Source organism: Kushneria indalinina DSM 14324 (assembly GCF_003385845.1).
In the GTDB taxonomy this organism is placed as follows: domain Bacteria; phylum Pseudomonadota; class Gammaproteobacteria; order Pseudomonadales; family Halomonadaceae; genus Kushneria; species Kushneria indalinina.
Map to the genome: position 1 here is coordinate 440945 of NZ_QRDJ01000007.1, position 24239 is coordinate 465183.

The following is a 24239-nucleotide window of genomic DNA, read 5'->3' on the forward strand; positions in this document are numbered from 1 at the left end:
GCAGCATCAAAAGGGGAATGGGGCAAAGAAAGCACAGCTACCTTTCAAGCTTTAATCAAGGAACAAACAATCCATGGACAACGCTTTATCCCGAGTCAATAAACGCCTGAATGATCGACGCTTTGCAGCCGCCGATAACGCTCATGGGCTTTCGAGCGCAGACACCGTGTTTCATTACCAAGTGGTGGAAGAAGTCATCACGGGCACTTATCAGGGCGGCCAGATTCAAACAGGCCATCTCATCGGCCGCGTAACAGGCCCGGATACCATCGAACTGCTGTATCACTGCCTGACGACAGAAGGTGAAATGCTTGCAGGATGGTCGCGTGGAATCGTCGGTGCTGATCAGACAGGACGCACCACATTGACCTTCGAATGGGGCTGGCTCTCGGGCGCATCAGGGGGCGGGGTGTCCAGCTATATCGAGCTTGCTGACTGATATACCTGGCTGATGAACTCAGCCGCTTTAGGCGTCTCACTTCTGAAACTGTTGGGCGCTATTCTGGCTTATTCCATACTGGCCACCATTTCGTAAACGCCACTACCGTCAGGAGCTGGATATGCTGAGAGGCCTAAACCATCTAACGCTCTCTGTCTCCGAGTTGGGTAGAAGCATTGAATTTTACCGGGATGTGCTGGGACTGATTCTGAATGCCCGATGGGATACAGGCGCTTATCTCTCACTTCCTGATTTGTGGCTCTGCCTTACTCTGGATAATCAGCGAAGTACCCAACCACACCCCGAATACACGCACTACGCCTTCACGGTGACGAAAGGGGATTTTGTATCCAGCATCGAGCACCTTAGGACCCATGGCGTCGAAGAGTGGCGGCAAAACCAGAGCGAAGGGGATTCGTTCTACTTTCTCGACCCGGATGGTCATAAGCTCGAAATCCATGTAGGTGATCTGCACAGCAGGCTGGATGCCTGTAGACAGAACCCCTATTCGGGAATGGAGATCCTGATCTGGCCAGGCGACGGCGCTGGATAGCTGGTACCGGCTCACAAGGGCCAATGGAAGGAATGAACATGAATGCAATCAATGAATCGACCATTCAGCACTGGGCCTGCGTCGCCCATCTGCTACAGGCCCCTCAAAACGAGGCGGAATACGACCAAAAGGTAGAAACACTGGACAGTATTCTCGATCGCATTGGCGACGATGAAGACCATCTTCTTGCAGTGCTGGCAGACCGCCTGGGGGATCTGATCGAAGCCTACGATCAGGCGCATCGACCGATGCCGGAGGTTTCCGGAATTGAAGCACTGCGCTATCTCATGAGTGAACATGGCATCGCGCAATCGCAGCTGCCAGAGGTAGGCGCTCAGTCCGTTGTTTCGGCAACGCTCGCCGGAAAGCGTCAACTCAACTGGCGGCAGGTGCGCGCCCTGTCAGACCGTTTTGGTGTCTCGACAGAGACCTTCAGAGGATGACGACTGAATCGCCCCATGAAGTGACAAAGTGGTACCAGCCCCAAACAACAGACGCGCAAAAACCCTGAGCGGACTCAGTAGCAGTATCAAAACAATGAAGGGATAAAGCAGGGAAAGGAAGTGGCGCGCTTGTTGGGATTCGAACCCAAGACCCCCGCCTTCGGAGGGCGGTACTCTATCCAGCTGAGCTACAAGCGCGCGGGGTGTCTTCACGGGGAAGACAGCGCGCTATCCTAACGCCCGCGCTGGTCACTGTCCACTCCCGGGCGGGGCGCAGGGCCGCGCGTTTTGTCGGGCAGGCAAGTGCCCACAGGACTCTTATACTGGTGGTCACATCATAAAAATACCCTGACCCGATGAGCTTCAAGGAAGAGACCATGCGCAAGCGCTGCACCGCCCTGACACTGGCCACGGCCATGGTGGCGGGCCTTTTGACGACGACCGCTACGGCCTACGCCGATGACCTCGATGGCCGCCAGATCTATGACGACAACTGCGCCTCCTGCCACGATGGCGGTCGCGGCCCACAGCGCGGCGCCGAGCGCTGGCAGTCGCGGCTGGATGAGGGCAGCGAGACCCTGTACACCCACGCCATTGAAGGCTTTCGCGGCATGCCGGCGCGCGGCGGCAACGAGGATCTTTCTGATGAGGAAGTGAAGGCGGGGGTCGATTACCTGGTCGCGCCGGTGGAAGATGAGTAACGTCGATCCTGATGCTTCTGACAACCCTGTTTTTTCTGCCAACAAAAGGGAGTCCCCGATGGGCATGAGTGAGCAACCGGGCGGTGAGCCCACCATCGACATGGTCGTTCAGGCGCACCAGGCGCTGAGAGCACAAAAGCCGCTGGTGCAGTGTCTGACCAACAACGTGACGGTCAACCTGGTCGCCAACGCGCTGCTGGCCGCGGGTGCCACGCCGGCGATGATCGATAATCCCGAGGAAGCCGGACGCTTTGCCACCCAGGCCAATGCAGTGCTGATCAACCTGGGCACGCCGCAGGGCGATCAGGTCAAGGCGATGCACAAGGCCGCCAGCGGTGCCCACCAGGCCGGCACGCCCTGGATCCTCGACCCCATTGGCGCGGGCAGCATGAAGTGGCGCCACGGTCTGGCGCTGGAGCTGCTGGAACATCGGCCCACGGTGGTGCGCGGCAACGCCTCGGAGATCATCGGCCTGGCCGGTCAGGAAGGCAACGGGCGCGGTGTGGACAGCGCCATGAGCTCCCAGACCGCCGTCGGTGCCGCGCGGGAGCTGCTGGCTCAGGCCTGTGCGGTGTCGGCCTCGGGGCCGGTGGATACGCTGGTCGGCCCGCTGCTGGATCGCCACCACAACGGCCAGGCGGTGGTTGAAGTCGGCGGTGGCAGCGAGTGGCAGCCGCGCGTCTCCGGCACCGGCTGTGCACTTGGCGCGATCGTCGCGGCCTACTGCGCCGTGGTGCGTGATCCGTTGTGCGCCGCGGTGGCTGCTCACGTCCACGTCGCCGTAGCCGCCGAGCTTGCCGAGGAGCACGCCCAGGGGCCGGGCAGCTTTGCCATGGCCTGGCTGGACGCACTCGATCAGGTCGATGAGGCGCTGCTGCGCCAGCGCGGACTGATCGCTGTGCGCTGGCTGGATGCCTGAGCCACGCGGATGAGTCACGCGGAAAGGGCGCAGCGAAAGCCGAGATTGCCTGACGAGGAGTCCGGCGTATTGCCGGTACGTGCTGCGACCCGGTAGCGGTTGCAGTAGGAGCGGTGACACAGATAGGAGCCGCCGCGCATGACGCGGACCTGACCGCTGGCCGGGCCGGTCGGGTCCGCCGGTACGGGGGCCGGGTGCGCCACGCCGAACCAGTCGGCACACCACTCCCACACATTGCCGCTGGCGTTGAAGATGCCATAGCCGTTGGGCGCAAACGCATCGACCGGGCAGGTGGCCATGTGGCCATCCTCACAGGTGTTGTGAGTGGGGAATTGCCCCTGCCAGATATTGCAGCGGTGCTGCCCGTCGGGCATCAGCTCATCGCCCCAGGGGTAGCGCTTTTGTTCCAGACCGCCGCGCGCCATGAACTCCCACTCGGCCTCGGTCGGCAGCCGCTTGCCGACCCAGCGGCAGTACGCCAGCGCGTCGTTGTATGAGACGTGAATCACCGGGTGCTGTTCGCGCCCCTCAAGTGACGTGCCCGGGCCCTCGGGCTGATGCCAGCACGCCCCCTCGATCGCCAGCCACCAGGGGGTGCCAGGGACACTGCCCACGGTGCGCTCACGATTGCCCTGTGACACCAGCCCTTCAAACACGAACGACCAGCCAAAATCTTCCGCCTCGGTGACATACCCCGTGGCCGTGACAAACTCGGCAAAGGCCGCGTTGCTGACGGCGCAGGCATCGATCAGAAACGGCGCGACGCTCACCTCCCGAATCGGCCCCTCGCCATCCTGCGCAAAGCCCTCGATGTCATCGGTGCCCATCAGAAACCGCCCCCCGGACAGGGAGCACATGCCGGTCGTGTCGGTCGGCGCCTGACGCGCGGCAATGGCAGGGGCTGCTCGTTCATCGTGCCCCGGCGGACGCGAGGCAGCACAACAGGGGGAGGAAGGCCTTGAGGTCATGATCGATTCCGGACAGGCAGGCCATGGGCGGTACACACCGCCCCCCACGGCCCTACAATGGGTTCAAATAGGCCTTTACTGCACATCGCCCGGGCCATGGCGTCAAGGGTCGAAGACCATCAAAACGTTCAAAAGGCAGCACCATGAAGCGAGTGACCCTGAGTCAGGTGGCCGAGCATGCAGGCGTCTCCCGTGCCACGGCGTCGCTGGTCGTGCGCGGCGAAGGGCGCATCAGTGCCGAGACCCGTGCGCGCGTCCAGCAGACCATGCAGGCGCTGGGCTATGTCTATCACCGCGGCGCGGCAGCCCTGCGCGAGCAGCGCAGCGGCGTCGTGGGCCTACTGGTGACCCAGCTTTCCAACCCCTTTCATGCCGCCATGGCGGTACATTTCGAGCAGACGCTGGCCGAGGCGGGCTATCTGACCATGCTGGCCAACACCTTCGACAGCCCCGAACGCGAGCGCTCGCTGATCCGCTCGATGCGCGAAATGCCGGTCGATGCGCTGGTGCATGTGCCGGTGTCGACACCCGCTCATGGCGAACCGGAAGAGCTGCCGGCCGGCTACTGGCCCGATCTGGCGCTCACCCGCCAGCCCCGGGTCGATACGGCCTGGATCGGCCAGAACGATGTCCATGGCGGCACCCTGGCCGCCGAGCATTTGAGCCGCGTGCATGGCTGCCGGCGGCTGGTCTATCTGGGAGGACCGAGCGGGGCCTCGGTGCGCACGGAAAGGCTGCAGGGGGTCACAAACGCCATTGAAGCGGTCGGTGGCGAGCTGGTGGCCGACATGGCCGGGCACGCCAGCGTACGCGGCGGCCTGCAGCTGGCCGAGCAGTGGCTGGAAAGCTCCATCGCCACCGATGGCGTGATCTGTCACAGCGATATCATCGCCTTTGCCCTGATGGCCGCCTGTCGTCAACGGACCGGCCATATCCCCTGGCCGATCATCGGCTTTGACGGGCTCGAGGAGTCCGCGCTCTATGATCCGCCGCTAACCACCGTTACGGTCGGGCCGGAGGAGATGGGCGCGCTGGCCGCCCAGCGCATTCTGGCGCTCCTCGAACAACAGGACATACCGCGGGAGCAGCGTCTGGACCCTGTACTGGCGGTGCGTGCCTCCTGCGGCTGTAGCTCAGCGACAAAAGGCCAGACACAGGTCGAATTGTGAGGGCCGGCCGGTCTCCATACCGTGACTGGTAGATCGATCTACCTGACTCCGCTGGAGACCCCCCATGACACAGCCTGACGGCACACGGCCGGATATTGTCCTGATTCACTGCCACGACCTGGGCCGCTGGCTCTCCTGCTACGGCATGCCCTCCGTGCCGAGCCCCAACCTTGAACGCTTCGCCGGTAACGCCACGGTCTTTGATAACGCCCACGCTGCCGCCCCGCTGTGCTCGCCGGCCCGGGGCGCGCTGTTTACCGGCCTGTCACCGCACCAGAACGGCGTTCAGGGGCTGGCACACGATGCCTGGCGCTATCGCGAAAATGTGCTGACGGCCCCCGAGCATCTGCACGAGCTGGGCTATCGCTCCACCCTTATCGGGCTGCAGCACGAGCACGTCGACCCGGATGTGCTGGGCTATGACGAGGTGGCCGGCGCCGGCTTTCTACCCCGCGCCCATCAGGTAGTCGATGCCGCCCATGGCTGGCTGTCTGCGCAGCCGCCGCGTGAGGCGCGCGCCCCGCTGTTTGCCGCCATCGGCGTGTGGGAGGTGCATCGGCCGTGGCCGGAGAGCGATTACACTCCGGCCGATCCGGCCGAGGTCGAGGTGCCGGCCTTTTTGCCGGACACGCCCGAGACGCGGCGCGACATTGCCGCCTTCCACGGCTCGATCCGCCAGCTCGATGAGGCCATGGGGCGTCTGTTCGAGGCGCTGGACAGCACCCTCGATCCGACCCATACGCTGATCATGTTCACTACCGACCACGGCACGGCCTTCCCGCGCGCCAAGAGCACCCTGTATGACGCCGGCACCGGGGTCAGCCTGCTGGTTCGTCCGCCCACTGCCTGGGGCGAGGCGCCGGCCCGGGTCGATAACATCGCAAGCCATGTCGATATCCTGCCCACTCTGCTCGAGGTGGCCGGCGGCCCGATCAACCCGGCGCTGGAGGGGCGCTCGCTGGTGCCGCTGCTCGCCGCGGCCGAGCCCCCGGCGGCAGACGATCGGGTGATCTTCACCGAGAAGACCTATCACGACAACTACGACCCCAAGCGGGCCGTGCGCACACGCGACTTTGCCCTGATTCGCAACTTCACGCCCGGGCCGAAGCTCGCGCTGTCGCTGGACCTGGAGCACAGCCCCACCCGCCAGGGCATGGGCGATGCCCACCTCGAAGAGCGCGACATGACCGAGCTCTATGACCGTCGCGTCGATCCGCACGAGCTCAATAACGTCTTCGATCAGCCGGAATATCAGGAGGTTCAGATCCGGCTTCTGGAGGCACTCGATGAGTGGATGACCACCACCCGGGACCCGCTGCTCGAGGGGCCGATACAGCCGCCGAAACACCGTAGCCGCGCCACGGACGCCCTGCCCCCGCTGGCGACACACGCCACCACCTCCATATCAGGAGTGTCATCATGACGGCCTCGACAAGTGTGAGCGATTCCGCCACGGCGCGATCGCCGCTGGTGATCTTTGGCCTGGGCGCGCTGGCCGAGCTTTTGTTCGGCTATGACCTGGGCATTATCGGCGTGGCATTGCTCTCGATCGAACAGGATTTCGCGCTGGACCCGATGACCCGGGGCCTGGTGGTCAGCTCCATTCTGTTCGGCGCCACCATCGGTGTCGGCGTGGCCGGCTGGCTTGCCGACCGTCTGGGGCGCAAGCCGGCGCTGATACTGACCGGCGTGATCTTTGCCGTCAGCGGGGTGGCCGCCGCGCTGGCCCCCGGGGTGGTATCGCTGATCGTGGCGCGCATGATCATGGGCCTGGGTGTGGGCGCCTCGGCGGTCGTGGTCTCTGTCTACCTGGTCGAGGTGGCACCGACACATCTGCGGGGCCGCGTGGGGGCCATGGGACAGCTGATGGTGGTCTCGGGCATCCTGCTGGCCTATCTGGTGGGCTACGCCCTGCAGCCCTTCCATGCCTGGCGCTGGATGATCGGTCTGTCGGCCATTCCGGCACTGGCGCTGCTCATCGGGCTGATCTTCATGCCCGAGACCCCGCGCTGGCTGGTGATGCACGATCGTATTGAGGCCGCCCGCAAGGCGCTCGGAATGCTGGGGCGCACGCCCCGCGAGGTCGATGCCGAACTTGATGAGCTGGTCAGCGCTCACCGTGCCGGTGAGATCGGCGGGCCGGCCAAGAGCTCGGTGCTCAAACAGATGCTCTCGCCCCGACTGCGCTCTGCCTCACTGGCGGCCGCCGCCGTGGCCATTCTGGTACAGTTCATCGGCGTCAATTCGATCATCTACTACGCGCCAACGACGCTCTCCCGCGCCGGCTTTGGCGATGCGGCGGCGGTCACTGCCAATCTGGGCATCGGGGTGGTCAACGTGGCCTTCACGATCATTGGCGTGCTGATCATGGACCGGTTCTCCCGCAAGCGCCTGATGGGCCTGGGCGCCTTGGTCATGCTGCTGACCATGGCCTTTCTGGGAACCCATGCTGCCATGCGCCCGGAGCCCTCGATGTCGAGCGCCTGGATCAATCTGATCGGCATGATGATCTTCTTCGCCGCCTTTGCGCTCTCCTGGGGCGTGTGCGTGCGGGTCGTCATCTCGGAGCTTTTTCCCTCCTCGATTCGCGGCACGGCCGCCGGGCTGATTCTGGTCCTCAACTGGCTGGCCAACTTTATCGTCGGGCAGGCCTTCCCCTCGCTGCTGGATTACAGCGCCGCGCTGAGCTTTTTCATCTTCGCCGGCGTCGGGGTCGTGGCCTGGCTGTTTGTCATGTTCTATCTGCCTGAAACCGGCAGTGGGCGCAGCCTGGAGGATATCCAGCAGCGTGCCTCCTGAGTCAGTCGCCGCAAGGCAGCAGAATGCGCAGCGGGGTGTGGCACGCCCACCCCGCTTAAATCCGTCTACAGGGCCGCCCCCGCACAGGGGCTATACTCACGCTCAGCCTTTCAACGCCCGGCAGAGCACTCACGCATGGCCCATGATGTTTCACCTATCTCCCAACGCCACCGGCCTCAAATCCCGCTCGGGAGGCTGACGCCATGACCCGTTCCCACGCCTCCAACACCGCGCCGCGCATCGCCGTCATCGGCGCCGGCATCGCAGGAATGGCGGCGGCCATCCGCCTGCGCCTTCAGGGCAATCACGTCGAGGTGTTCGAGGCCGGTGCCACGGCGGGCGGCAAGCTGGGTGAGCTGGTGCTGGGCGAGTACCGCTTCGGCATCGGCCCGTCCCTTCTGACCATGCCGGAATACATCGACGAGCTGTTTGCGCTGGCCGGTGAGATGCCATCGGAGCACTTTCGCTATCAGCGGCTGGACACCGTGTGCCGCTACGCCTGGGAAGACGGCACCCGGCTGGATGCCCGCGCCGACCCGCAGGCCTTTGCCCATGAAGTCGAACAGGTGCTCGGCGTGCCGGCACAGCGGGTGCTGAAAACGCTGGCCCACGGCGAGGAGAAATACCGCCTCACCGGGCACACCTTTCTGGAAAAGTCGCTGCACTCATCAGACACCTGGCTGACGCCGGAGGTGGGCCACGCCCTGACCCGGCTGCATCGGCTGGATCTCACTCGTACCCTGCATCAGGTGCACCAGCGCGATCTGAAAGAGCCGCATCTGGTCCAGCTCTTTGATCGCTTTGCGACCTATAACGGCTCCAACCCCTACCGCGCGCCAGGGCTTTTATCCATGATCGCCCACTTCGAGCACGGCGCCGGCGCCTTCGTGCCCGAGGGCGGCATGCCGGCAATCGGCCGGGCGCTGTTCGATCTGGCCGAGCGGGTGGGCGTGATCTTTCACTTCAACACCGCGGTGGCAGAGATTCTCACCCACCGCGATGGGCGCCGGCCGCGCGCGGTGGGGCTGCGCCTGCAGGATGAGCGGGAAGTGCTGCTGGATCGCGTGGTCAGCAACATGGATGTGTTTTTCACCCATCAGCGGCTGCTGCCCGACGCCCCGGCGCCCACGCGGGTGCTGGCCCGGGAGAAATCGACCTCGGCGCTGATCTTCTACTGGGGTGTGGATAGATCCTTCCCGGAACTGGATGTGCATAACATCTTTTTCAGCGACGACTACGCCGGTGAGTTCGAGGCGCTGGAGGCCGGCACGCTGTGTGATGACCCGACCATCTACGTCAGCATCTCCTCGCGCTATGACCCGAGCGCGGCACCGGAAGGCGGTGAAAACTGGTTCGTGATGATCAACGCGCCCTTCGCCACGCCCGAGCAGGACTGGCCGACGCTGATCGAGCGCACCCGTGAACGCGTCATCGACAAGCTTGAGCGGATGCTGGGCAGTGAGGGCAGCCCAGCCGGGCTGCGCGAGGCGATCGTCGAGGAGTGCGTGTTTGACCCCACCACCATCGAGGCGCGCACCCTGTCGCATCTGGGCGCGCTCTACGGCACCAGCTCGAACGATCGCATGGCGGCGTTCATGCGCCACCCTAACTACAGCCGTCACATCGACGGGCTCTATTTCTGCGGCGGCAGCGTCCATCCCGGCGGCGGCCTGCCGCTATGTCTGCTGTCGGCCAGAATCATGACCGACGTCATGGCCCGTCGCGAGCCGTGGCCGACGCACGCCCCTTCTTCGCACAACGCCCTGTCTTCACAAAAGGACGATGCCTGATGACCTCACCTGCCCCTGCCACCCACGAGCGCCGCCTGCGCCCGACGCCGGTGATCATTCTGCTGAGCCTGATCTATCTGGCCGGTGTCGTGGGCATTGCGCTGCCGGTGCATGATCAGTTCATCCGCCTGACGCCGCTGACGCTGTTGGCATCACTGGCGCTGGTGCTGGCCTTTCATCCGGGGCCGCGCCCGCGGCTGTGGGGCTATGTGGCGCTATGCTACGTGGTGGGCTTTGTCGCCGAGGCGATCGGCACCTCGACGGGGCTCTTGTTCGGCGATTACGCCTACGGCCACGTGCTGGGGCCGACGCTGTGGCACACGCCCCTGATCATCGGCGTGAACTGGGCGCTGCTGCTGTATTGTCTCAACGTGGTGGTCCAGCGCGTGCTGCCCGGGCTGTCACGACCGCTCAAGGGCATGATCGGTGCCGCCCTGATGGTAGCGCTCGACATGCTGATCGAGCCGGTCGCCATCCAGCACGACATGTGGGCCTGGGGCGACACCCTGGTACCGCTGAGCAACTACCTCGGCTGGTTCATTGTTTCGCTGCCGATCTCGATATTGTTTCACTACCTGTTTGCGCGCGTGCACAACCCGGTCGCGATCGCCGTGGCGCTGTTGATGACGGGCTTTTTTGCCGCGCTGAATCTGCTGGGGGTTTGAGTGACGAATCAGTCTCGATCCCGGGAGGAAACGGGGCCGGTGGTTTCACGCACCACCAGTTCCGGCGTCATCATTTCCCTGCGTGGTGCCTCCTGATCGCCGCGAATGCGCGCCAGCAGCATCTCGCTGGCTCGCGCGCCCATCAGATCGGTTCTTACCCGAACGCTGGTCAGAGGCGGCGTGGTATAGGCCGCGGCGTTCATGTCATCAAAACCGGCAATTGAAATATCCACGCCCGGACGCAGTCCCAGCCCGTGACAGGCCGCCACTGCGCCAAAAGCGATCAAATCCGAAAAACAGACCACGGCCGTCGGTGGCCGGGGCTGTGCCATGAGTGCTTCGAGCCCCTGGTGGCCAAACGCCATCGTGGTAGGACCATGGCATATGCCGTTCTGATCCGGCGGATAGCCGGCCCGGGTTAACATAGTCCTGAAGGCCTGCTCGCGATCACGCGCCGTCGAGGTCTTGTTGCCCCCCCCCAGCCAAGCAATACGCCGGTGCCCCAGCGATAGCAGGTGCTCGACCACCATCGCCATGCCCCGAGCATCATCATTGATGACGCGATCCACCTCGACACCGTCGATGTCCCTGGACAGCAGCACCAGCGGTAAATGACGCAGATGAGAGGCCTCTGCACCGGGAAGATCCTCCCCGGTCGTGCCGGCAGCCGGAATCAGAATCAGCCCTGACGCGCCATGCTCGGCCATGCGACGCATGAAATCTGCCTGAACTGTCAGCGACTCCTGGGCATGACAAAACAGCATCATGCGCTCCTGATCACGAAAGCGCTGCTCCATGGCCGCAATGAATTCGGTGAAAAACGGGTTCCCCAGATCATTGAGACACAGCGCCACCGTACCGCTGTCCCCTCGTCGCAGCCCTGCCGCGTGACGGTTGTAGATATAGCCCACTTCAAGAGCCACCTGCCGGACGCGCTCACGCATCGTCGTCGAGATTCGCGCATCATCGCGAAGGGCCAGCGAGACGGTCGATGCCGTGACACCGACGCGTTCGGCGATGTGCTTGAGTGTGGGGCGCCGTGTCATGCCCGGTTTCCTGTGAACAGTGGGAACATTATTGCCTCGCAATAGATACCTGCCCTGATTAAGGCCCGGTAGTTTGCGCGCATCTTCGACCTTGTCATCAAAGACCATGGTCGGATTGGTTCAATCGATTGAATTGCGTTTAATCATATCAGATCTCAACGCAGTGGCTTGCTTGCCGCGCTTCTTTCCTGTTCGACCACAGGAGCATCGATATGGCTCATGCACTCTCCAGAATGGCTCTGATGACTGCCGTCACACTGGGCACTTTCACGGCCACCAATATGGCACAGGCCAGTGAGGCGGCCTGCGAGTGGACGCCTGAACGCGCCGTCACGTTTATCGTGCCCTGGGGAACCGGCGGTGGCACCGATGCCAATGCCCGGCGGCTGGCCAGCCTGCTGGAGCAGGAGATGGATGTGCCCTTCAACGTGGTCAATCGCACCGGCGGCAACGGCGTGGTCGGCCATACCGCGCTGGCTCGGGCACGGCCGGATGGTTATACCATCGGGGCCGCCACCATCGAACTGTCCACCATGCATCATCTGGGGCTGACACCCCTGACCTGGCAGGACGCCACGCCGATCGCGCTGGTCGATCAAAACCCTGCCAGTGTCGTGGTGAAGGAGGATGCCCGCTGGGACTCTCTGGAAGCCCTTCTGGAGGAAGCCAGGGAAAATCCCGGCGAGTTGACCGCATCGGGCACCGCCCAGGGCGGCATATGGCATCTGGCGCTGGCCGGCATGTTACAGGCCGAAGGTCTGCCCCCCGATGCCATTCGCTGGGTACCCAGCCAGGGGGCATCACCGGCAATGCAGGAACTGATGGCGGGCGGTGTCGATGTTGCCACACCGTCGCTGTCGGAAGCACAGCATCTGGTCGAACAGGATGAACTCAAGGCACTGGCCTACATGAGCGACACGCCCAACTCGAGCCTGCCCGATGTGCCGCTTACCGCTGATGTGCTCGATAGCGGCTGGACGCAAAGTGCCTTCATGACCATAAGCGGTCCCGGGAACCTGCCGGAAGAGATGACCTGCTCTTACGCCCGGGCCATCGAGAAGATTACCAGCAGCGATGCCTGGGCCGAATTCAAGGCCAGCCGCGGCAGCGAAGTGGTGTTTGAGGGTCCCGAGCAGACGGCCGAGCTGTTTCGAGAAACCGATCAGCAGCTGGGCGAAGTAATCAACGCCATTGGCCTGGCTCGGTAGTGGCCACTATCGAAGGCATGAACGACAGGGGCAGACAGGAGGGCAGGACAATGGCACGCACTGATCTGTGGTCCGGGCTTTTGCTGATGCTGTCTGGTGCGTTGATATTCTGGCGCGCCTCGACCTTTCCGAGCATGGCCGGCCTGCCCTATGGACCTGACCTGTTCCCCTCGATTGCCGCCGGTGGGCTCATGATCTGCGGCGTTTTGTTACTGATTTCGACTCTGCTGACACGACAACGAGCGGCCGAAGCGGGAAACGCTAACAGTAATCGTGACGATCGCTTGAGCCAGCGACCGTCGGGAATCCGCCGGGCCAGCCTGCGGCTCATGGCCCTGATTCTGATCGTTGCCGGGTTTGGCCTGGCCCTTGATCCGTTGGGTTTTCACCTCACCTCGCTGCTTGCCATTACCGCCACGGCCCTGCTTTTTGGACTGAATGCGTTACGTGCGCTGTGTCTGTCGGTGCCTCTGACGTTCGGGGTACATCTGCTGTTTTATTCGTTGATGAATGTCCCGCTTCCCTGGGGCGTCCTGACACCGCTGGCCTGGTGAATCCGCATGGAACTCGATACGCTTTTTCGCCTCTTTTCACCACAATCGCTGACCCTGCTGGTGCTCTGCACGCTTTACGGCACCCTTGTCGGTGCCATGCCGGGCCTTACGGCCACCATGGCGGTGGCCCTGCTGGTGCCCTTTACCTACTTCATGGACCCCTTGATGGCCATCAGTGCCATCGTGGCCACTACAACCACGGCCATCTTCGCCGGCGATATTCCCGGCGCCTTGCTGCGCATTCCCGGAACACCGGCCTCTGCTGCCTACGTTGAGGACGCCTACCGGCTGTCGAGTACGGGAAAATCGCGCTCGACCCTGCTGGTCTCGCTACTGGCCGCCTCGATCGGAGGCCTTGTCAGTGTCGTTCTTCTGGCTCTGATCGCCCCTCAGCTGGCTCGGGTCGCCATTGGTTTTTCAAGCTATGAGGTGTTCTGGCTGGCCACTCTTGGGTTGAGCTGTGCGGTCATGACCAGCAATGCCTCGGTGATCAAGAGCTTTGCCAGCCTGTTTATCGGTCTGTTTATCGCCTCGATCGGCATCGATGTTGCGGTGGGCCATCCCCGGTTCACTTTCGGCTGGTATGAACTCTTTGATGGCGTCAGCTTTATCCCGGCCATTATCGGCCTTTTTGCGCTTAGTGAGATTCTGCGCGCAGTTAGTACCGGCAAGCATCAGCCACCTCCTATCGAGATACGTGAGACTCTTTCCAGGGCTTTCAGAGAGGCCTTCGCCACTTTGGCGCGCTATCGTAGCAACGTGGCACGCTCAAGTGTTGCGGGCACCCTGATCGGCGCCCTGCCGGGTGCCGGTGCCGATATTGCGGCCTGGATCTGCTACGCCTTTTCAAGGCGCTTTTCGCGCCACCCCGACCGCTATGGCAAGGGACATATCGAAGGTATTGTCGATGGCGGTTCGGCCAACAATGCCGCCATCGGTGGTGCATGGACACCGGCACTGGTATTCGGTATCCCGGGAGATAGCGTGACGGCCATCGCCATCGGCATCCTGCTGCTCAATGGGCTGTCACCGGGACCGCGTATCTTTACCGATAATCCGGAGATCGTTCAGACCCTGTATGGCGCCTTTGCGCTGACCAACCTGCTGATGATCCCGATCGGCATCGCGGTCATCGTGCTTTCAAGCAAAATCGTTCGCATCCCACGCCGCGTACTGATGCCCATCGTGCTGCTCTTCTCGCTGGTAGGCGCCTACGCCATTACCAATTCGGTCGTTGCCGTCTGGATCGTTCTGGTGCTGGGCATTCTGGGCTATGCCATGGAAGCCACCGGGTTTCCACTGGCACCTGCCATTCTCGGCATCGTGCTGGGCGGTATTGTCGAAGAAAACTTCATGACCTCGATGATCAAATCGCAGGGCAACCTGTTCGCCTTTTTTGAGCGCCCCTGGGCGGCAGCACTGGGTGCTCTCACTCTGATGGTCTGGATTTTCCTGCTCGGTCGAGCACTTTACGAGGGCTATAAGCGACAGCGTGCCCTCTCCCTCAATACACCCAAGCGAGAGCCTTGATGACTTCCTTCAACCCGACCCGCCAAGCCCTGGAACAGGGCCGCACTGTCAGCGCGCTATGGCTTGAAAGCGCCAGCCCCGAGATTGCCGAGCTGGCCGTACATGCTGGCTGGAAAACCATTCTGGTCGATAATGAACACGGCATTGCCAGTCTTGAACACACGGCGCATCTACTGCGCGCCGTTGAGGCCGCCGGTGGTGACGTGGTTTTACGTATTCCTGCCGAGGATCCGGCCTATCTGAAAAAGATACTGGACATGGGGGTGCGCTCGATCATGGTCCCCATGATCAGTTCCGCTTCGCAGGCCCGCGCCATCGTGGATGCCTGCCGCTATCCGCCACAGGGAAATCGCGGCTATGCCGCGCCCATCGTGCGCGCCTCACGCTTTGGGGCTGTAAGCGATTACGCCCGCGTCGCCAATGACAACCTTTTGCTGATCGTACAGATCGAACACATTGATGCCCGTGAAGAAATCGAAGCCATCGCGGCAGTTGAAGGCATCGACATGCTGTTTATCGGCCCCAACGATCTGGCAGGTTCCATGGGCCGCCTGGAACAGCTGGAGGACGCCGACGTTCGTCAGACCATACAGGCTCTGGAAGAGCGGATTACGGCCAGCGGCTGCTGGATGGGCACCATCACGGCACCGACTCGAGGCATCGATACACTATCCAACGCTGGATACCGCTTTGTGGCAGGCCCCAACGACATCGCCATCATGGCCAATGCCCTGCGCAGCGAGGCCACTCGCTGGCGTGAACTGTCCGAGGATTTTGACCTGAGTTAGAAAACGTCCACGAGCCTTCATGGGCGAGCGCCCAGGGCACCGCTCGCCCTGGAGCCTCAGGCGCTCGGCTGTAACAGCCCGGTGCGATAGGCGGCGCGGCGCAAGAGGTCGGGCATGGTAAAGAGCACGCGTCCGGGGCCATGGTTCAGTGCCCGGTAGGCCAGCAGGCACAGCGCGCCGATCAGTACCGTCATGACCAGCGGTGTGACGGCCAGCACGCCGTTTCCAAGCGTGCCTTCCACGTAAAGCGTCTCGGGCATGACCATCACCAGCGCGAAGATCAACAGCTTGTGAATGACGTAGATCGGCAGGGTGCGCTGGCCGATGTCACACAGCAGCACCATCCTGAAGCGCTCGGTCAGCAGGGCAAAAAAATCGATGGTGGTCGAGACCATCAGGAGCGCGAGTATCAGCTTCACCCCCGGCGCCTCCATCGCACTCAGCTTCCAGGTCACGCCCAGCGCCATCCCGGTCAATGCCCCGGTCACCAGCAATCGCCTGATATTGCACTGCACGTAGTGGCGGGCCAGGAAGGGCTGTAGATGGCATCCCAGGGCAAAAAAGAAGAAATAATCCAGCAGCGAGGCAATATTCCACCAGCCAGGCGGCAGCCACAGGCTCGAGGCCAGATGCAGTACCACGCCCAGCCCAATGCTCAAAATGGCCGGCTGTTTGAGCGGCTGTAACAGCTTGCAGGTCACGAAATAGAGCACCAGCGCGTAGAGATACCAGAGCCCGGTATCAGCGCTGATCAGCTGCATGGCCATGCCCCCGAGGGTTTCCGGATGCGCGCCGGTGGCCACGACCTCGACATCCAGTGGATGGATGACGCTCTCGGTAAACAGCCAGTACACCCCCACCCACAGGACATAGATCCACAGGAGACTGGCCACGCGGCTGGTGCGAACCTCCTTCCAGCCGCGTCCGGTCACCGAGCGGCTGGCCAGAAATCCCGAGATGAGAAAGAAAAGCGGCATGCGCAGCGGCTTGAGCGCCGTGACGAGCAGATTCCAGAGCGCAGGAATGGCTGTCTGACCAAAATCGATCTGCTGAAACACGATCTGATTGAAGTGATACAGCACCACGGCAAGGATACAGACGCCCTTGGCGGCATCGATCCAGTCGATCCGACGTGTACTGGGCATGCAGACTCCTCGTTTTACTTAAACTGAATTTAAATAATACAAAGGCATTATGACCGGCTTAAATAACTAATCCATTTAAATAAAAAAAATTACAACCAAAGAAACAAAAAATTACTCATCTTCGCTCGAAGCCTCCAGAACCCGTCCATGGCTGTGGCACCTTCGTCGAGCAGGCGCCGCCGGGGGAGACGGTTATGCTGGCAGGCTACTGACGGGTCATGTCCTTTTGATGACGGCCCACCTGTCTCGCATCGACCGGGAGCACTGCATGGAACACTACATCACGCTGTCACTTGAGGCGGCACAGGCGCTGAGCCGGCGCATTTTGCAGCGGGCAGGCTTTAGCGCCGGCCACGTCGAGGCCATCACCCGCAGCGTGGTGGCGGCCCAGCGCGATGAGTGTCACTCCCACGGGCTGTATCGTCTGCTGGGCATTGTGGAGACGGCCGAGCGCGGCGGACTAAACCCGCAGGCGATGCCGGAGGTGATCGATCAGGCGCCCGGCATTGTCCGGGTCGATGCCCACTACGGCAGCTCACTGCTGGCGTTTGAGCAGGGCCTGGCGCCGTTGAAGGAGAAAGCCGAGCGCAACGGCATCGCGGTGCTGGCCATCAATCACTGCTTTCACTTCTCGGCGCTGTGGTCTGAGGTGGAAGCGTTATCAAAGATGGGGCTGGCGGGACTGGCGATGAATCCGACCCACGCCTTTGTGGCCCCGGCAGGCGGTATGCGCGCGCTGCTGGGCACCAATCCGTTCGCGTTTTCCTGGCCACGCCCGGGCGAGAACCCTTACACCTTCGACTTTGCCACCAGCATGGTGGCCCGCGGCGAGATCGAGCTGCACCACCGCGCCGGGGATTCGATTCCCGACAGCTGGGCGCTGGATGATCAGGGCCAGCCCACCACGGACCCGGCAACCGCGCTGGATGGCGCCATGCTGCCCTTTGGCGGTCACAAGGGCTCGGCGCTGTCGACCATGATCGAGCTGCTGGCAGGCCCCTTGATCGGTGATGCCCTGAGCCATGAGACCCAGGCGGCCAACGAGGCCGGCACCGGCCGACCCTGTCATGGTGAGCTGGTGATCGCCCTGTCGCCAAAGGCGTTTCTGGGTGAGCAAAGTGAGGCGGGGCTTTTGCACGCAGAAAAGCTGTTCGAGGAGATGCTGGGGCAGGGCGCGCGGCTGCCATCGCAGCGGCGCTTTGAAGCGCGCAGTCGTAGTCTGAAGGAAGGCGTCACGATCCCGGCGGCGCTCTACCGGGATCTAAACGCTTTGGCCGGTGAGGAGCCGGCCGGTGAAGAGGAGAATGCGCACTAGCCCAGCAGCGAGCGCAGGCCGGCGATTGCGCTCTGGCCGCGCTCGTGTTTCTTCTCGGGCTCTTCCTTGTCGGCGCGGCCGTACCACTCGAGATCGTCCGGCGGCAGCTCATCGAGAAAGCGACTCGGCGTGCAGTTCATCATCTCGCCGAACTGCTTGCGCTGCTGGGCCAGCGACAGGGTCAGGGTCTGGCGCGCACGGGTGATGCCCACATAGGCCAGGCGTCGCTCCTCCTCGATGGTGTCCATCTCGATCGAGTTGCGGTGCGGCAGCAGCTCCTCCTCCACGCCCATCACGTAGACGTGCGGAAACTCGAGCCCCTTGGAGGCGTGCAGGGTCAGAAGCTGCACCTTGTCGGTGTCATCCTCCTGGGCCTGCTGATCGAGAATATCGCGCAGCACCAGCCGCGAGATGGCGGCTTCGACGTCGTCGGTCTCCTCGGCGACGTCATCACCTTCCTCGGTGTCGCGATGCATCGACTTTTCGAGCTGGTCGATCAGGATGTGGACGTTGCCCATGCGCTTTTCGGCCACGATCGGCGCGCTGGCGTTTTGATAGAGCCAGGCCTCGTAGTCCATCTCGGCAAACATCTGCCGGATCGCGGCGATGGCATCGCCCTCATCCATGCGCCGGCGAATGCCATCGAGAAAGTGATTAAAGCGCCCCAGCCGGTCCACGGCGCGCTCGGAGAGCACGTGAGAAAGCCCCATCTCGCTACAGGCGGCAAACAGGCTTACCTTGCGCTCCTGGGCGTAGTTGGCCAGTTTTTCCAGCGTATTGGGGCCGATCTCGCGGCGCGGCACGTTGACGATGCGCAAGAAGGCGTTGTCATCGGCCGGGTTGATCAGAAGGCGCAGGTAGGCCATGGCGTCCTTGATCTCGTTGCGCGAGAAAAAGGAGGTGCCGCCGGAGAGCTTGTAGGGAATCTGGTGGTGCTGAAGCTTCAGCTCCAGAAGCCTTGCCTGAAAGTTGCCGCGATAAAGCACGGCAAAGTCACGCCACTGGGCGCTCTCCTTGATGCGTCGGGTAAGGATCTCGGTGGCGACCCGCTCGGTTTCGGCCTCCTCGTTGCGATTGACGATGATGCGAATCGGCTCGCCGCGGCCCTTGTCCGACCACAGTGTCTTTTCATACACGTGCGGATTATTGGCAATCAGGGTGTTGGCGGCCTTGAGGATGATCGAGGTCGAGCGGTAGTTCTGCTCCAGCTTGATCACGTTAAGCGAGGGGAAGTCCTCGCCGAGCTGCACCAGGTTCTCCGGGCGCGCGCCGCGCCAGGCGTAGATCGACTGGTCGTCGTCACCCACCACGGTAAAGGTCTCGCGCTCGGCCATCAGCATGCGCACCAGCTGATACTGGCTCGAGTTGGTGTCCTGATACTCATCCACCAGCATGTAGTGAATGCGGCCCCGCCAGCGCTGGAGCACCTCGGGGTGACGCTCGAACATGGTCGCCGGCAGCATGATCAGGTCATCGAAATCGACCGCGTTGTAGGCCTTCAAGTGGCGCACATAGTGCTCGTAGATGCGCGCGCAGTAGGCGTCATCCTCGGTCTCGGCGTGCGACAACGCATGTCCCGGCAGGATCAGGTCATTTTTCCAGTTCGATATCTGGCTCTGCACCTTATTGATCTGATCGCCGTCGATCTGGGCATCCTTTTGCATCAGATCGCGCAGCAGCGCTTTCGCATCCTCCGGATCAAACAGCGAAAAGCCCGGGCGCAGGCCCAGCGTTTTCAGCTCCGAACGGATGATGGTCAGCCCCAGGGTGTGAAAGGTCGATACCGTCAGGCCGTGCCCGCTGCGCCCGGGCAGCAGCGCCTGGACGCGCTCTTTCATCTCGCGGGCGGCCTTGTTGGTAAAGGTCACCGCCGCAATGCGCCGGGCACTCATGCCGCACTCGTGGACCAGATACGCAATCTTGGTGGTGATCACGCTGGTCTTGCCGGACCCGGCGCCGGCGAGTACCAGACAGGGGCCGTCGATGTATTTGACGGCCTCGCGCTGACGCGGATTGAGGCCGCTGATGCGATTGCGAATATCGGACATGAAAACAACCTGATGGGAGGCAGATAACGCGAGCACGTCATGATACATCCTGTGCCCGTTCCTGTGCTGTAATGACAGCGCGCGAATCGACAGCCGCTCACCGCTTACAGGAGGAAAATCATGCGTTATCAGAGGTTTGCACCGGCATTCAGGAAACGGCATTTTCACGCCGCCGGGCTTTTATTCGCGGCTGCCGCCGCCGGGGTCTCCCTGCCGGCCAACGCCGCCTGTCAGCTTCAGGCGATGACATATGACTATCCCGAACAGCGGCTGGATCAGGCCCTGCAGCAGTTTGCCCACACCAGCGGCTGCCCGGTCGAAATGGATAATGCCCTTGTCGAGGGCCATCGGGCGCAGGCCCTTTCCGGGTCATTCACGCCGGATGCGGCGCTGATTCAGCTGGTGCGCGGCTCGGGCCTGGAAGTCCATCTCGATAACGGCCACTACCGGGTTAATCAGAGCGACCGGGAGCGCATCAATGATCGTATCGAGACGCTGCGCTATCGTGTTGAAAGCGCCCGGAACGACGAGACGCTGTCGCCCGCCGCAGCCGACGCGCTCGACGCGCAGCTTGACGCCATCGCCGCCCAGAGCGATCAATTGATCACCGAGCAGGGCTTTTTGAGTGCCGCCGAAAAGGCCAGCTACGAGCGCCTGTTTGCCTGGCTGGAAGGGCGCCTGACAGCGGCCGGCACCTGACTCTCATTCCTTCGCAACGACCGTCGCGCGTCACGCACAACAACAAGAGGTAATCACCATGAAGATTGTCCAGGATGACCTGACCGACCCGAACGTCATCGCGCTGGTGCGCGCCCACCTTCTTGAGCTGGCCGGCCACTCCCCCGAGGAGAGCTGCCACGCGCTCGATCTCGACGCGCTGCGCGGCCCCGGCATGACCTTCTGGAGCGTGTGGGAGGGCGACACGATTGCCGGCTGCGGCGCGCTCAAGGCGCTCGATGACACCCACGGCGAGATCAAGTCGATGCGCACCGCCGGCACACACCTGCGCCGCGGCGTGGCGGCCAAACTGCTCGATCACATCATCCATGAGGCGCGCACGCGCGGGTTCGAAAGGCTGAGCCTTGAAACCGGCCCGCACGACCTCTTTGCCCCGGCGCGCAGCCTTTATGCCCGCTTTGGGTTCGAGACCTGCCCGCCGTTTGGCCCGTACCGGGAAGACCCTTACAGCGTGTTCATGACCAGGGCGCTCGACGGCCCGGAGGACTACAACGCCCCGTCGAAATCCAGCTGTCGCCAGGCTTCATAGACCAGCACCGCACAGGCGTTCGAAAGATTGAGGCTGCGGCTGTCTTCGCGCATGGGAATACGCAGGCGCTGATCTTCCGGCAGGCCATCGATCAGGGTCTGCGGCAGGCCGCGGCTCTCCGGGCCAAACAGCAGCGCATCGCCGGCCTGATAGGCGACATGGTCATGGCGGGTGCGCCCGCGGGTGGTGATGGCCAGCAGTCGCTGCGGCTCAACTGTCGCCATGAAGGCGTCCAGCGAGGCATGGACCTGCACGCGGGCCCACTCATGGTAATCAAGCCCGGCCCGGCGCAGACGCTTGTCATCGAGCTCAAAGCCGAGCGGCTCGATCAGATGCAGGCGAAAGCCGGTATTGGCACACAGTCTGATGATGTTGCCAGTATTGGGCGCAATTTCCGGCTCGAACAGGGCGATATCCAGCATGGCGGGTGTCTTCTCTACTTCGAGGACCGGTGTTGTCGTGATCAACGCGTGCGATCAACGGCTAAAAGGCTTGTGACCAACGACAGCGGGCCCGACGCAAAGGCCGGGCCCGCTCATATCAAATGCGCGCCGGTTTAGAAACCGACCGATTTAGAAACCAACCGAAACGCCCAGTTCCGGGCCGCTGAACAGCGTCTTGCCATCACGGTTGTCGAAATCGGTATGGTAGTAGCGATAGCCGACATAGCCATAGGTATTGGCAATCAGTGTGGCGCGAGCGCGAGCACCGTATTCATAGCTTTCGTTGACATCGCCATGGCTCAGCCCTTCCGGGGTGTAGAAACCGTAGCCGCCGACACTGACGCGCGGGATCGGGGTATCGACATAGGCCGAACCACCCAGACCCAGGCCGCCGCCGTTGCCGTAGTCGCTGTCCAGGTACTGGTAGCGCCCGCCGACCGACACATCCACACCCGGCAGATAGGGTGAGAACATCAGCTGACCGGAATAGGCCTTGGTGTTGTTGCCGCTGTCATTGGTGCTGAAATAGCCCAGACCGGCAGAAAAGCCCGGCAGCAGCCCCTGAGTGGCCTGAAAACCGTGAGAGTCCTCGCCACCGCTGGCAGAAAGGCTCAGGGCGGAGGCATTAAGACTTGAGAAGGCCAGGCCTGCACCCAGTACCGAGATGATGATCTTTTTCATTTTGAAATCCTTGGCTTGTTGTCCCCTTGAACGGGACATGCGCTGTCAGAGATGAATCCGTTCGCCTGCGAAAATACAGGCCGGTGTGCACCGGCGCATTGTGCCATCATGATGACAGGCATCGACATGATGACCTCTTTTTTATCAAGGCCAGCTTACAGCGTCCGAAGCGGTTACCCTAGACACCGTAGCGCGCGCGATAGTCGTGAATGGCGCGAGCATGCGGTGTCAGGCTGTCATCGGCGCGGGTTTCAAGATACTCAAGAATACCGGCCAGCGTGACGATAGGGATGACCGGAATGCCATAGCGACGACGAACGTCCTCGATGGCGCTGATATCCCCCTGACCGCGCTCCTGGCGATCAAGCGCCACGACCACGCCAGCGGCAGTGGCCCCGGCCGCCTCGATCAGGGCCATGGATTCCACGATGGCCGTGCCGGCGGTGATGACATCATCAATGATCAGCACGCGGCCGGACAGCGGCGCGCCGACCACCGAGCCGCCTTCGCCATGATCCTTGGCTTCCTTTCGATTGAACGACCAGGGCAGATTGCGGTCATGATGAGTCGACATGGCAATGGCTGTACTCGATGCCAGTGGGATGCCCTTGTAGGCAGGACCGAACAGGAGATCAAACTCCAGTCCGGCGCGCTGGATGGCACCGGCATAGCAGCGCCCCAGCATGGCCAGTGCCGCCCCACTGTGAAAATGGCCGGCATTGAAGAAATAGGGACTGACGCGCCCCGACTTGAGGGTGAACTCGCCAAAGCGGAGCGCCTGCTCGGCAATGGCGAATTCGATGAATTCTCGCTGCTCGTCAATCATGTCATACCCTTATTTCTTGTACCGGCTCTTTACCCAAACCTGTCAGGCTCGGGTATCATACACGCGCGAAAAACAAGGGACCATGTATGAAAATCGCCAGTATCAACGTCAATGGCATGCGCAGGGCCGTCGAGCGGGGCTTTCTCGACTGGCTGAAAGCGCAGGATGCCGACATCGTCTGCGTGCAGAACCTGAAAACCAAAAGCTTCGAGCTGGACGACTCGATCCTCTATCCCGAGGGCTATGAAGGCTATTTTCTGGATGCCGAACAGGACGACTTTGCCGGCGTAGGCATCTACTGCCGCAAGATTCCCAAGGCGATCATGTATGGTCTGGGCTTTGAGCAGTGCGACAACGAAGGGCGCTTTCTGCAGGCCGACTACGAGCGCTTCAGCGTGGCCTCCTTTCTGATGCCGGAAGACCCGCACGCCAAGCAGCGCTTTATTGCGCAGTACAGCGACTACCTCAGCAAGCTGCGCCGCAAGCGTCGCCAGTACATCATTGCCGGCAGCTGGTACATCGCCCACAAGACCGTCGATCTCGATCACTGGTCCGAACACCAGAGCACGCCCGGGTTTCGTCCCGAAGAGCGCGCCTTCATGGATCAGGTCTTCGGACCGATGGACTTTGTCGACACCTTCCGTGAAGTCGAGCGCAACGCCGGCCATCACACCTGGTGGGAAAAGCCTGACAGCGACGTGCCGCGCAAGCGTCAGGACGGCTGGCGCACCGACTATCAGATCACGGGCCCCGATATTGCCCGCACGGTCAAGCGTGCCTGGATCGATCGCGACGCCGATTTCAGCGAGTTCGCGCCGCTGATCATCGAGTACGATCTGGAACTCTGATCCCCGGCTATTGATCGCTACCGTCTGGTCCCTTCGCGCAACGGCGCCGGAAGCTTTTGGCTTCCGGCGCCGTGTCGTTATGGGGACGGCGTTG

25 protein-coding genes and 1 tRNA gene are annotated in these 24239 nt (G+C 62.3%); 18 read left to right on the top strand and 8 right to left on the bottom strand.

All coding sequences use genetic code 11. The features are described 5' to 3' along the window. Window positions 1–73: 73 nt before the first annotated feature. The 3 genes from C8D72_RS08710 to C8D72_RS08720 all read left to right on the top strand — a co-directional run bounded on the left by C8D72_RS08710 (window position 74) and on the right by C8D72_RS08720 (window position 1435). A complete protein-coding gene (locus C8D72_RS08710; protein WP_115854022.1) occupies window positions 74–439 on the top strand; it encodes an avidin-fold protein in 366 nt (121 codons plus the stop codon). A 121-nt stretch (window positions 440–560) separates the two neighbouring features. Further along, window positions 561–992 carry a fosfomycin resistance glutathione transferase gene (gene fos / locus C8D72_RS08715; protein ID WP_115854023.1) on the top strand — a complete coding sequence of 144 codons (432 nt, stop codon included), beginning with the start codon at window positions 561–563 and terminating at the stop codon, window positions 990–992. Window positions 993–1030: 38 nt separating this feature from the next. Continuing rightward, window positions 1031–1435, top strand: a complete 405-nt coding sequence (locus tag C8D72_RS08720; protein WP_115854024.1) for a helix-turn-helix domain-containing protein — start codon at window positions 1031–1033, stop codon at window positions 1433–1435. Between the two features lie 121 nt (window positions 1436–1556). On the opposite strand, the gene C8D72_RS08725 is transcribed toward C8D72_RS08720, so the two are convergent. Continuing rightward, window positions 1557–1633, bottom strand: a tRNA-Arg gene (locus C8D72_RS08725). Between the two features lie 179 nt (window positions 1634–1812). Between C8D72_RS08725 and C8D72_RS08730 the strand changes: the two genes are divergently transcribed. Together C8D72_RS08730 and thiM are read left to right on the top strand one after the other, a co-directional pair. Beyond that, window positions 1813–2136 carry a c-type cytochrome gene (locus tag C8D72_RS08730; protein WP_211308818.1) on the top strand — a complete coding sequence of 108 codons (324 nt, stop codon included), beginning with the start codon at window positions 1813–1815 and terminating at the stop codon, window positions 2134–2136. A 64-nt stretch (window positions 2137–2200) separates the two neighbouring features. After that, window positions 2201–3055, top strand: a complete 855-nt coding sequence (thiM, locus tag C8D72_RS08735) for a hydroxyethylthiazole kinase (RefSeq protein WP_245955204.1) — start codon at window positions 2201–2203, stop codon at window positions 3053–3055. Between the two features lie 14 nt (window positions 3056–3069). Here thiM and C8D72_RS08740 read toward each other — a convergent pair whose 3' ends face one another. Continuing rightward, on the bottom strand, window positions 3070–4023 hold the full coding sequence (locus C8D72_RS08740; protein WP_115854026.1) for a formylglycine-generating enzyme family protein: 954 nt from the start codon (window positions 4021–4023) through the stop codon (window positions 3070–3072). A gap of 143 nt (window positions 4024–4166) precedes the next feature. Here C8D72_RS08740 and C8D72_RS08745 point away from each other — a divergent pair, with 143 nt between their 5' ends. From C8D72_RS08745 to C8D72_RS08765, 5 genes are all read left to right on the top strand, one after another. After that, on the top strand, window positions 4167–5192 hold the full coding sequence (locus C8D72_RS08745; protein WP_115854027.1) for a LacI family DNA-binding transcriptional regulator: 1026 nt from the start codon (window positions 4167–4169) through the stop codon (window positions 5190–5192). A 64-nt stretch (window positions 5193–5256) separates the two neighbouring features. After that, a complete protein-coding gene (locus tag C8D72_RS08750) occupies window positions 5257–6615 on the top strand; it encodes a sulfatase family protein (RefSeq protein ID WP_115854028.1) in 1359 nt (452 codons plus the stop codon). Next, window positions 6612–7991 (top strand): sugar porter family MFS transporter, encoded by a 1380-nt coding sequence (locus tag C8D72_RS08755; protein ID WP_115854029.1) that lies wholly within the window; start codon window positions 6612–6614, stop codon window positions 7989–7991. The genes C8D72_RS08750 and C8D72_RS08755 overlap by 4 nt, the downstream gene beginning before the upstream one ends. A gap of 203 nt (window positions 7992–8194) precedes the next feature. Further along, window positions 8195–9781 carry a 1-hydroxycarotenoid 3,4-desaturase CrtD gene (gene crtD / locus C8D72_RS08760; RefSeq protein WP_170140551.1) on the top strand — a complete coding sequence of 529 codons (1587 nt, stop codon included), beginning with the start codon at window positions 8195–8197 and terminating at the stop codon, window positions 9779–9781. Further along, window positions 9781–10446, top strand: coding sequence for a carotenoid biosynthesis protein (locus C8D72_RS08765; RefSeq protein ID WP_170140552.1), 666 nt, complete (start codon window positions 9781–9783; stop codon window positions 10444–10446). Before crtD ends, C8D72_RS08765 begins: the two co-directional genes overlap by 1 nt. An 8-nt stretch (window positions 10447–10454) precedes the next feature. Here the strand turns inward: C8D72_RS08765 and C8D72_RS08770 are convergent, their stop codons facing one another. After that, window positions 10455–11492, bottom strand: a complete 1038-nt coding sequence (locus tag C8D72_RS08770) for a LacI family DNA-binding transcriptional regulator (RefSeq protein ID WP_115854030.1) — start codon at window positions 11490–11492, stop codon at window positions 10455–10457. A gap of 212 nt (window positions 11493–11704) precedes the next feature. Here C8D72_RS08770 and C8D72_RS08775 point away from each other — a divergent pair, with 212 nt between their 5' ends. Genes C8D72_RS08775 through C8D72_RS08790 form a run of 4 tightly spaced genes read left to right on the top strand, consistent with a single transcriptional unit; the run spans window position 11705 to window position 15572 of the window. Beyond that, window positions 11705–12700 carry a tripartite tricarboxylate transporter substrate binding protein gene (locus C8D72_RS08775; protein ID WP_245955205.1) on the top strand — a complete coding sequence of 332 codons (996 nt, stop codon included), beginning with the start codon at window positions 11705–11707 and terminating at the stop codon, window positions 12698–12700. Window positions 12701–12750: 50 nt separating this feature from the next. After that, window positions 12751–13254, top strand: coding sequence for a tripartite tricarboxylate transporter TctB family protein (locus C8D72_RS08780; protein ID WP_115854032.1), 504 nt, complete (start codon window positions 12751–12753; stop codon window positions 13252–13254). A 6-nt stretch (window positions 13255–13260) separates the two neighbouring features. After that, window positions 13261–14784, top strand: a complete 1524-nt coding sequence (locus C8D72_RS08785; RefSeq protein ID WP_115854033.1) for a tripartite tricarboxylate transporter permease — start codon at window positions 13261–13263, stop codon at window positions 14782–14784. Continuing rightward, window positions 14784–15572, top strand: coding sequence for an HpcH/HpaI aldolase family protein (locus C8D72_RS08790; RefSeq protein ID WP_115854034.1), 789 nt, complete (start codon window positions 14784–14786; stop codon window positions 15570–15572). Before C8D72_RS08785 ends, C8D72_RS08790 begins: the two co-directional genes overlap by 1 nt. A gap of 56 nt (window positions 15573–15628) precedes the next feature. Here the strand turns inward: C8D72_RS08790 and C8D72_RS08795 are convergent, their stop codons facing one another. Next, a complete protein-coding gene (locus tag C8D72_RS08795; RefSeq protein ID WP_115854035.1) occupies window positions 15629–16717 on the bottom strand; it encodes an acyltransferase family protein in 1089 nt (362 codons plus the stop codon). Between the two features lie 268 nt (window positions 16718–16985). On the opposite strand from C8D72_RS08795, the gene C8D72_RS08800 reads away from it, so the two are divergent. Further along, window positions 16986–18032: an Ldh family oxidoreductase gene (locus tag C8D72_RS08800; protein ID WP_115854036.1), complete on the top strand. Its 1047-nt coding sequence runs from the start codon at window positions 16986–16988 to the stop codon at window positions 18030–18032. Here the strand turns inward: C8D72_RS08800 and rep are convergent. Then, on the bottom strand, window positions 18029–20080 hold the full coding sequence (gene rep / locus C8D72_RS08805; RefSeq protein ID WP_115854474.1) for a DNA helicase Rep: 2052 nt from the start codon (window positions 20078–20080) through the stop codon (window positions 18029–18031). The two genes, C8D72_RS08800 and rep, sit on opposite strands and share 4 nt — an antisense overlap. Window positions 20081–20200: 120 nt before the next feature. On the opposite strand from rep, the gene C8D72_RS08810 reads away from it, so the two are divergent. Together C8D72_RS08810 and C8D72_RS08815 are read left to right on the top strand one after the other, a co-directional pair. Continuing rightward, window positions 20201–20779, top strand: a complete 579-nt coding sequence (locus C8D72_RS08810) for an STN domain-containing protein (protein ID WP_115854037.1) — start codon at window positions 20201–20203, stop codon at window positions 20777–20779. A 58-nt stretch (window positions 20780–20837) separates the two neighbouring features. Next, a complete protein-coding gene (locus C8D72_RS08815) occupies window positions 20838–21347 on the top strand; it encodes a GNAT family N-acetyltransferase (RefSeq protein ID WP_115854038.1) in 510 nt (169 codons plus the stop codon). Here the strand turns inward: C8D72_RS08815 and trmL are convergent. The 3 genes from trmL to pyrE form a co-directional block, all read right to left on the bottom strand. Beyond that, window positions 21305–21769: a tRNA (uridine(34)/cytosine(34)/5-carboxymethylaminomethyluridine(34)-2'-O)-methyltransferase TrmL gene (trmL, locus tag C8D72_RS08820; protein WP_115854039.1), complete on the bottom strand. Its 465-nt coding sequence runs from the start codon at window positions 21767–21769 to the stop codon at window positions 21305–21307. The two genes, C8D72_RS08815 and trmL, sit on opposite strands and share 43 nt — an antisense overlap. A gap of 150 nt (window positions 21770–21919) precedes the next feature. Continuing rightward, on the bottom strand, window positions 21920–22471 hold the full coding sequence (locus tag C8D72_RS08825; protein ID WP_115854040.1) for a YfaZ family outer membrane protein: 552 nt from the start codon (window positions 22469–22471) through the stop codon (window positions 21920–21922). Between the two features lie 178 nt (window positions 22472–22649). Beyond that, on the bottom strand, window positions 22650–23297 hold the full coding sequence (gene pyrE / locus C8D72_RS08830) for an orotate phosphoribosyltransferase (RefSeq protein ID WP_115854041.1): 648 nt from the start codon (window positions 23295–23297) through the stop codon (window positions 22650–22652). An 86-nt stretch (window positions 23298–23383) separates the two neighbouring features. On the opposite strand from pyrE, the gene C8D72_RS08835 reads away from it, so the two are divergent. Next, window positions 23384–24145: an exodeoxyribonuclease III gene (locus C8D72_RS08835; RefSeq protein WP_115854042.1), complete on the top strand. Its 762-nt coding sequence runs from the start codon at window positions 23384–23386 to the stop codon at window positions 24143–24145. Window positions 24146–24239: the final 94 nt, after the last annotated feature.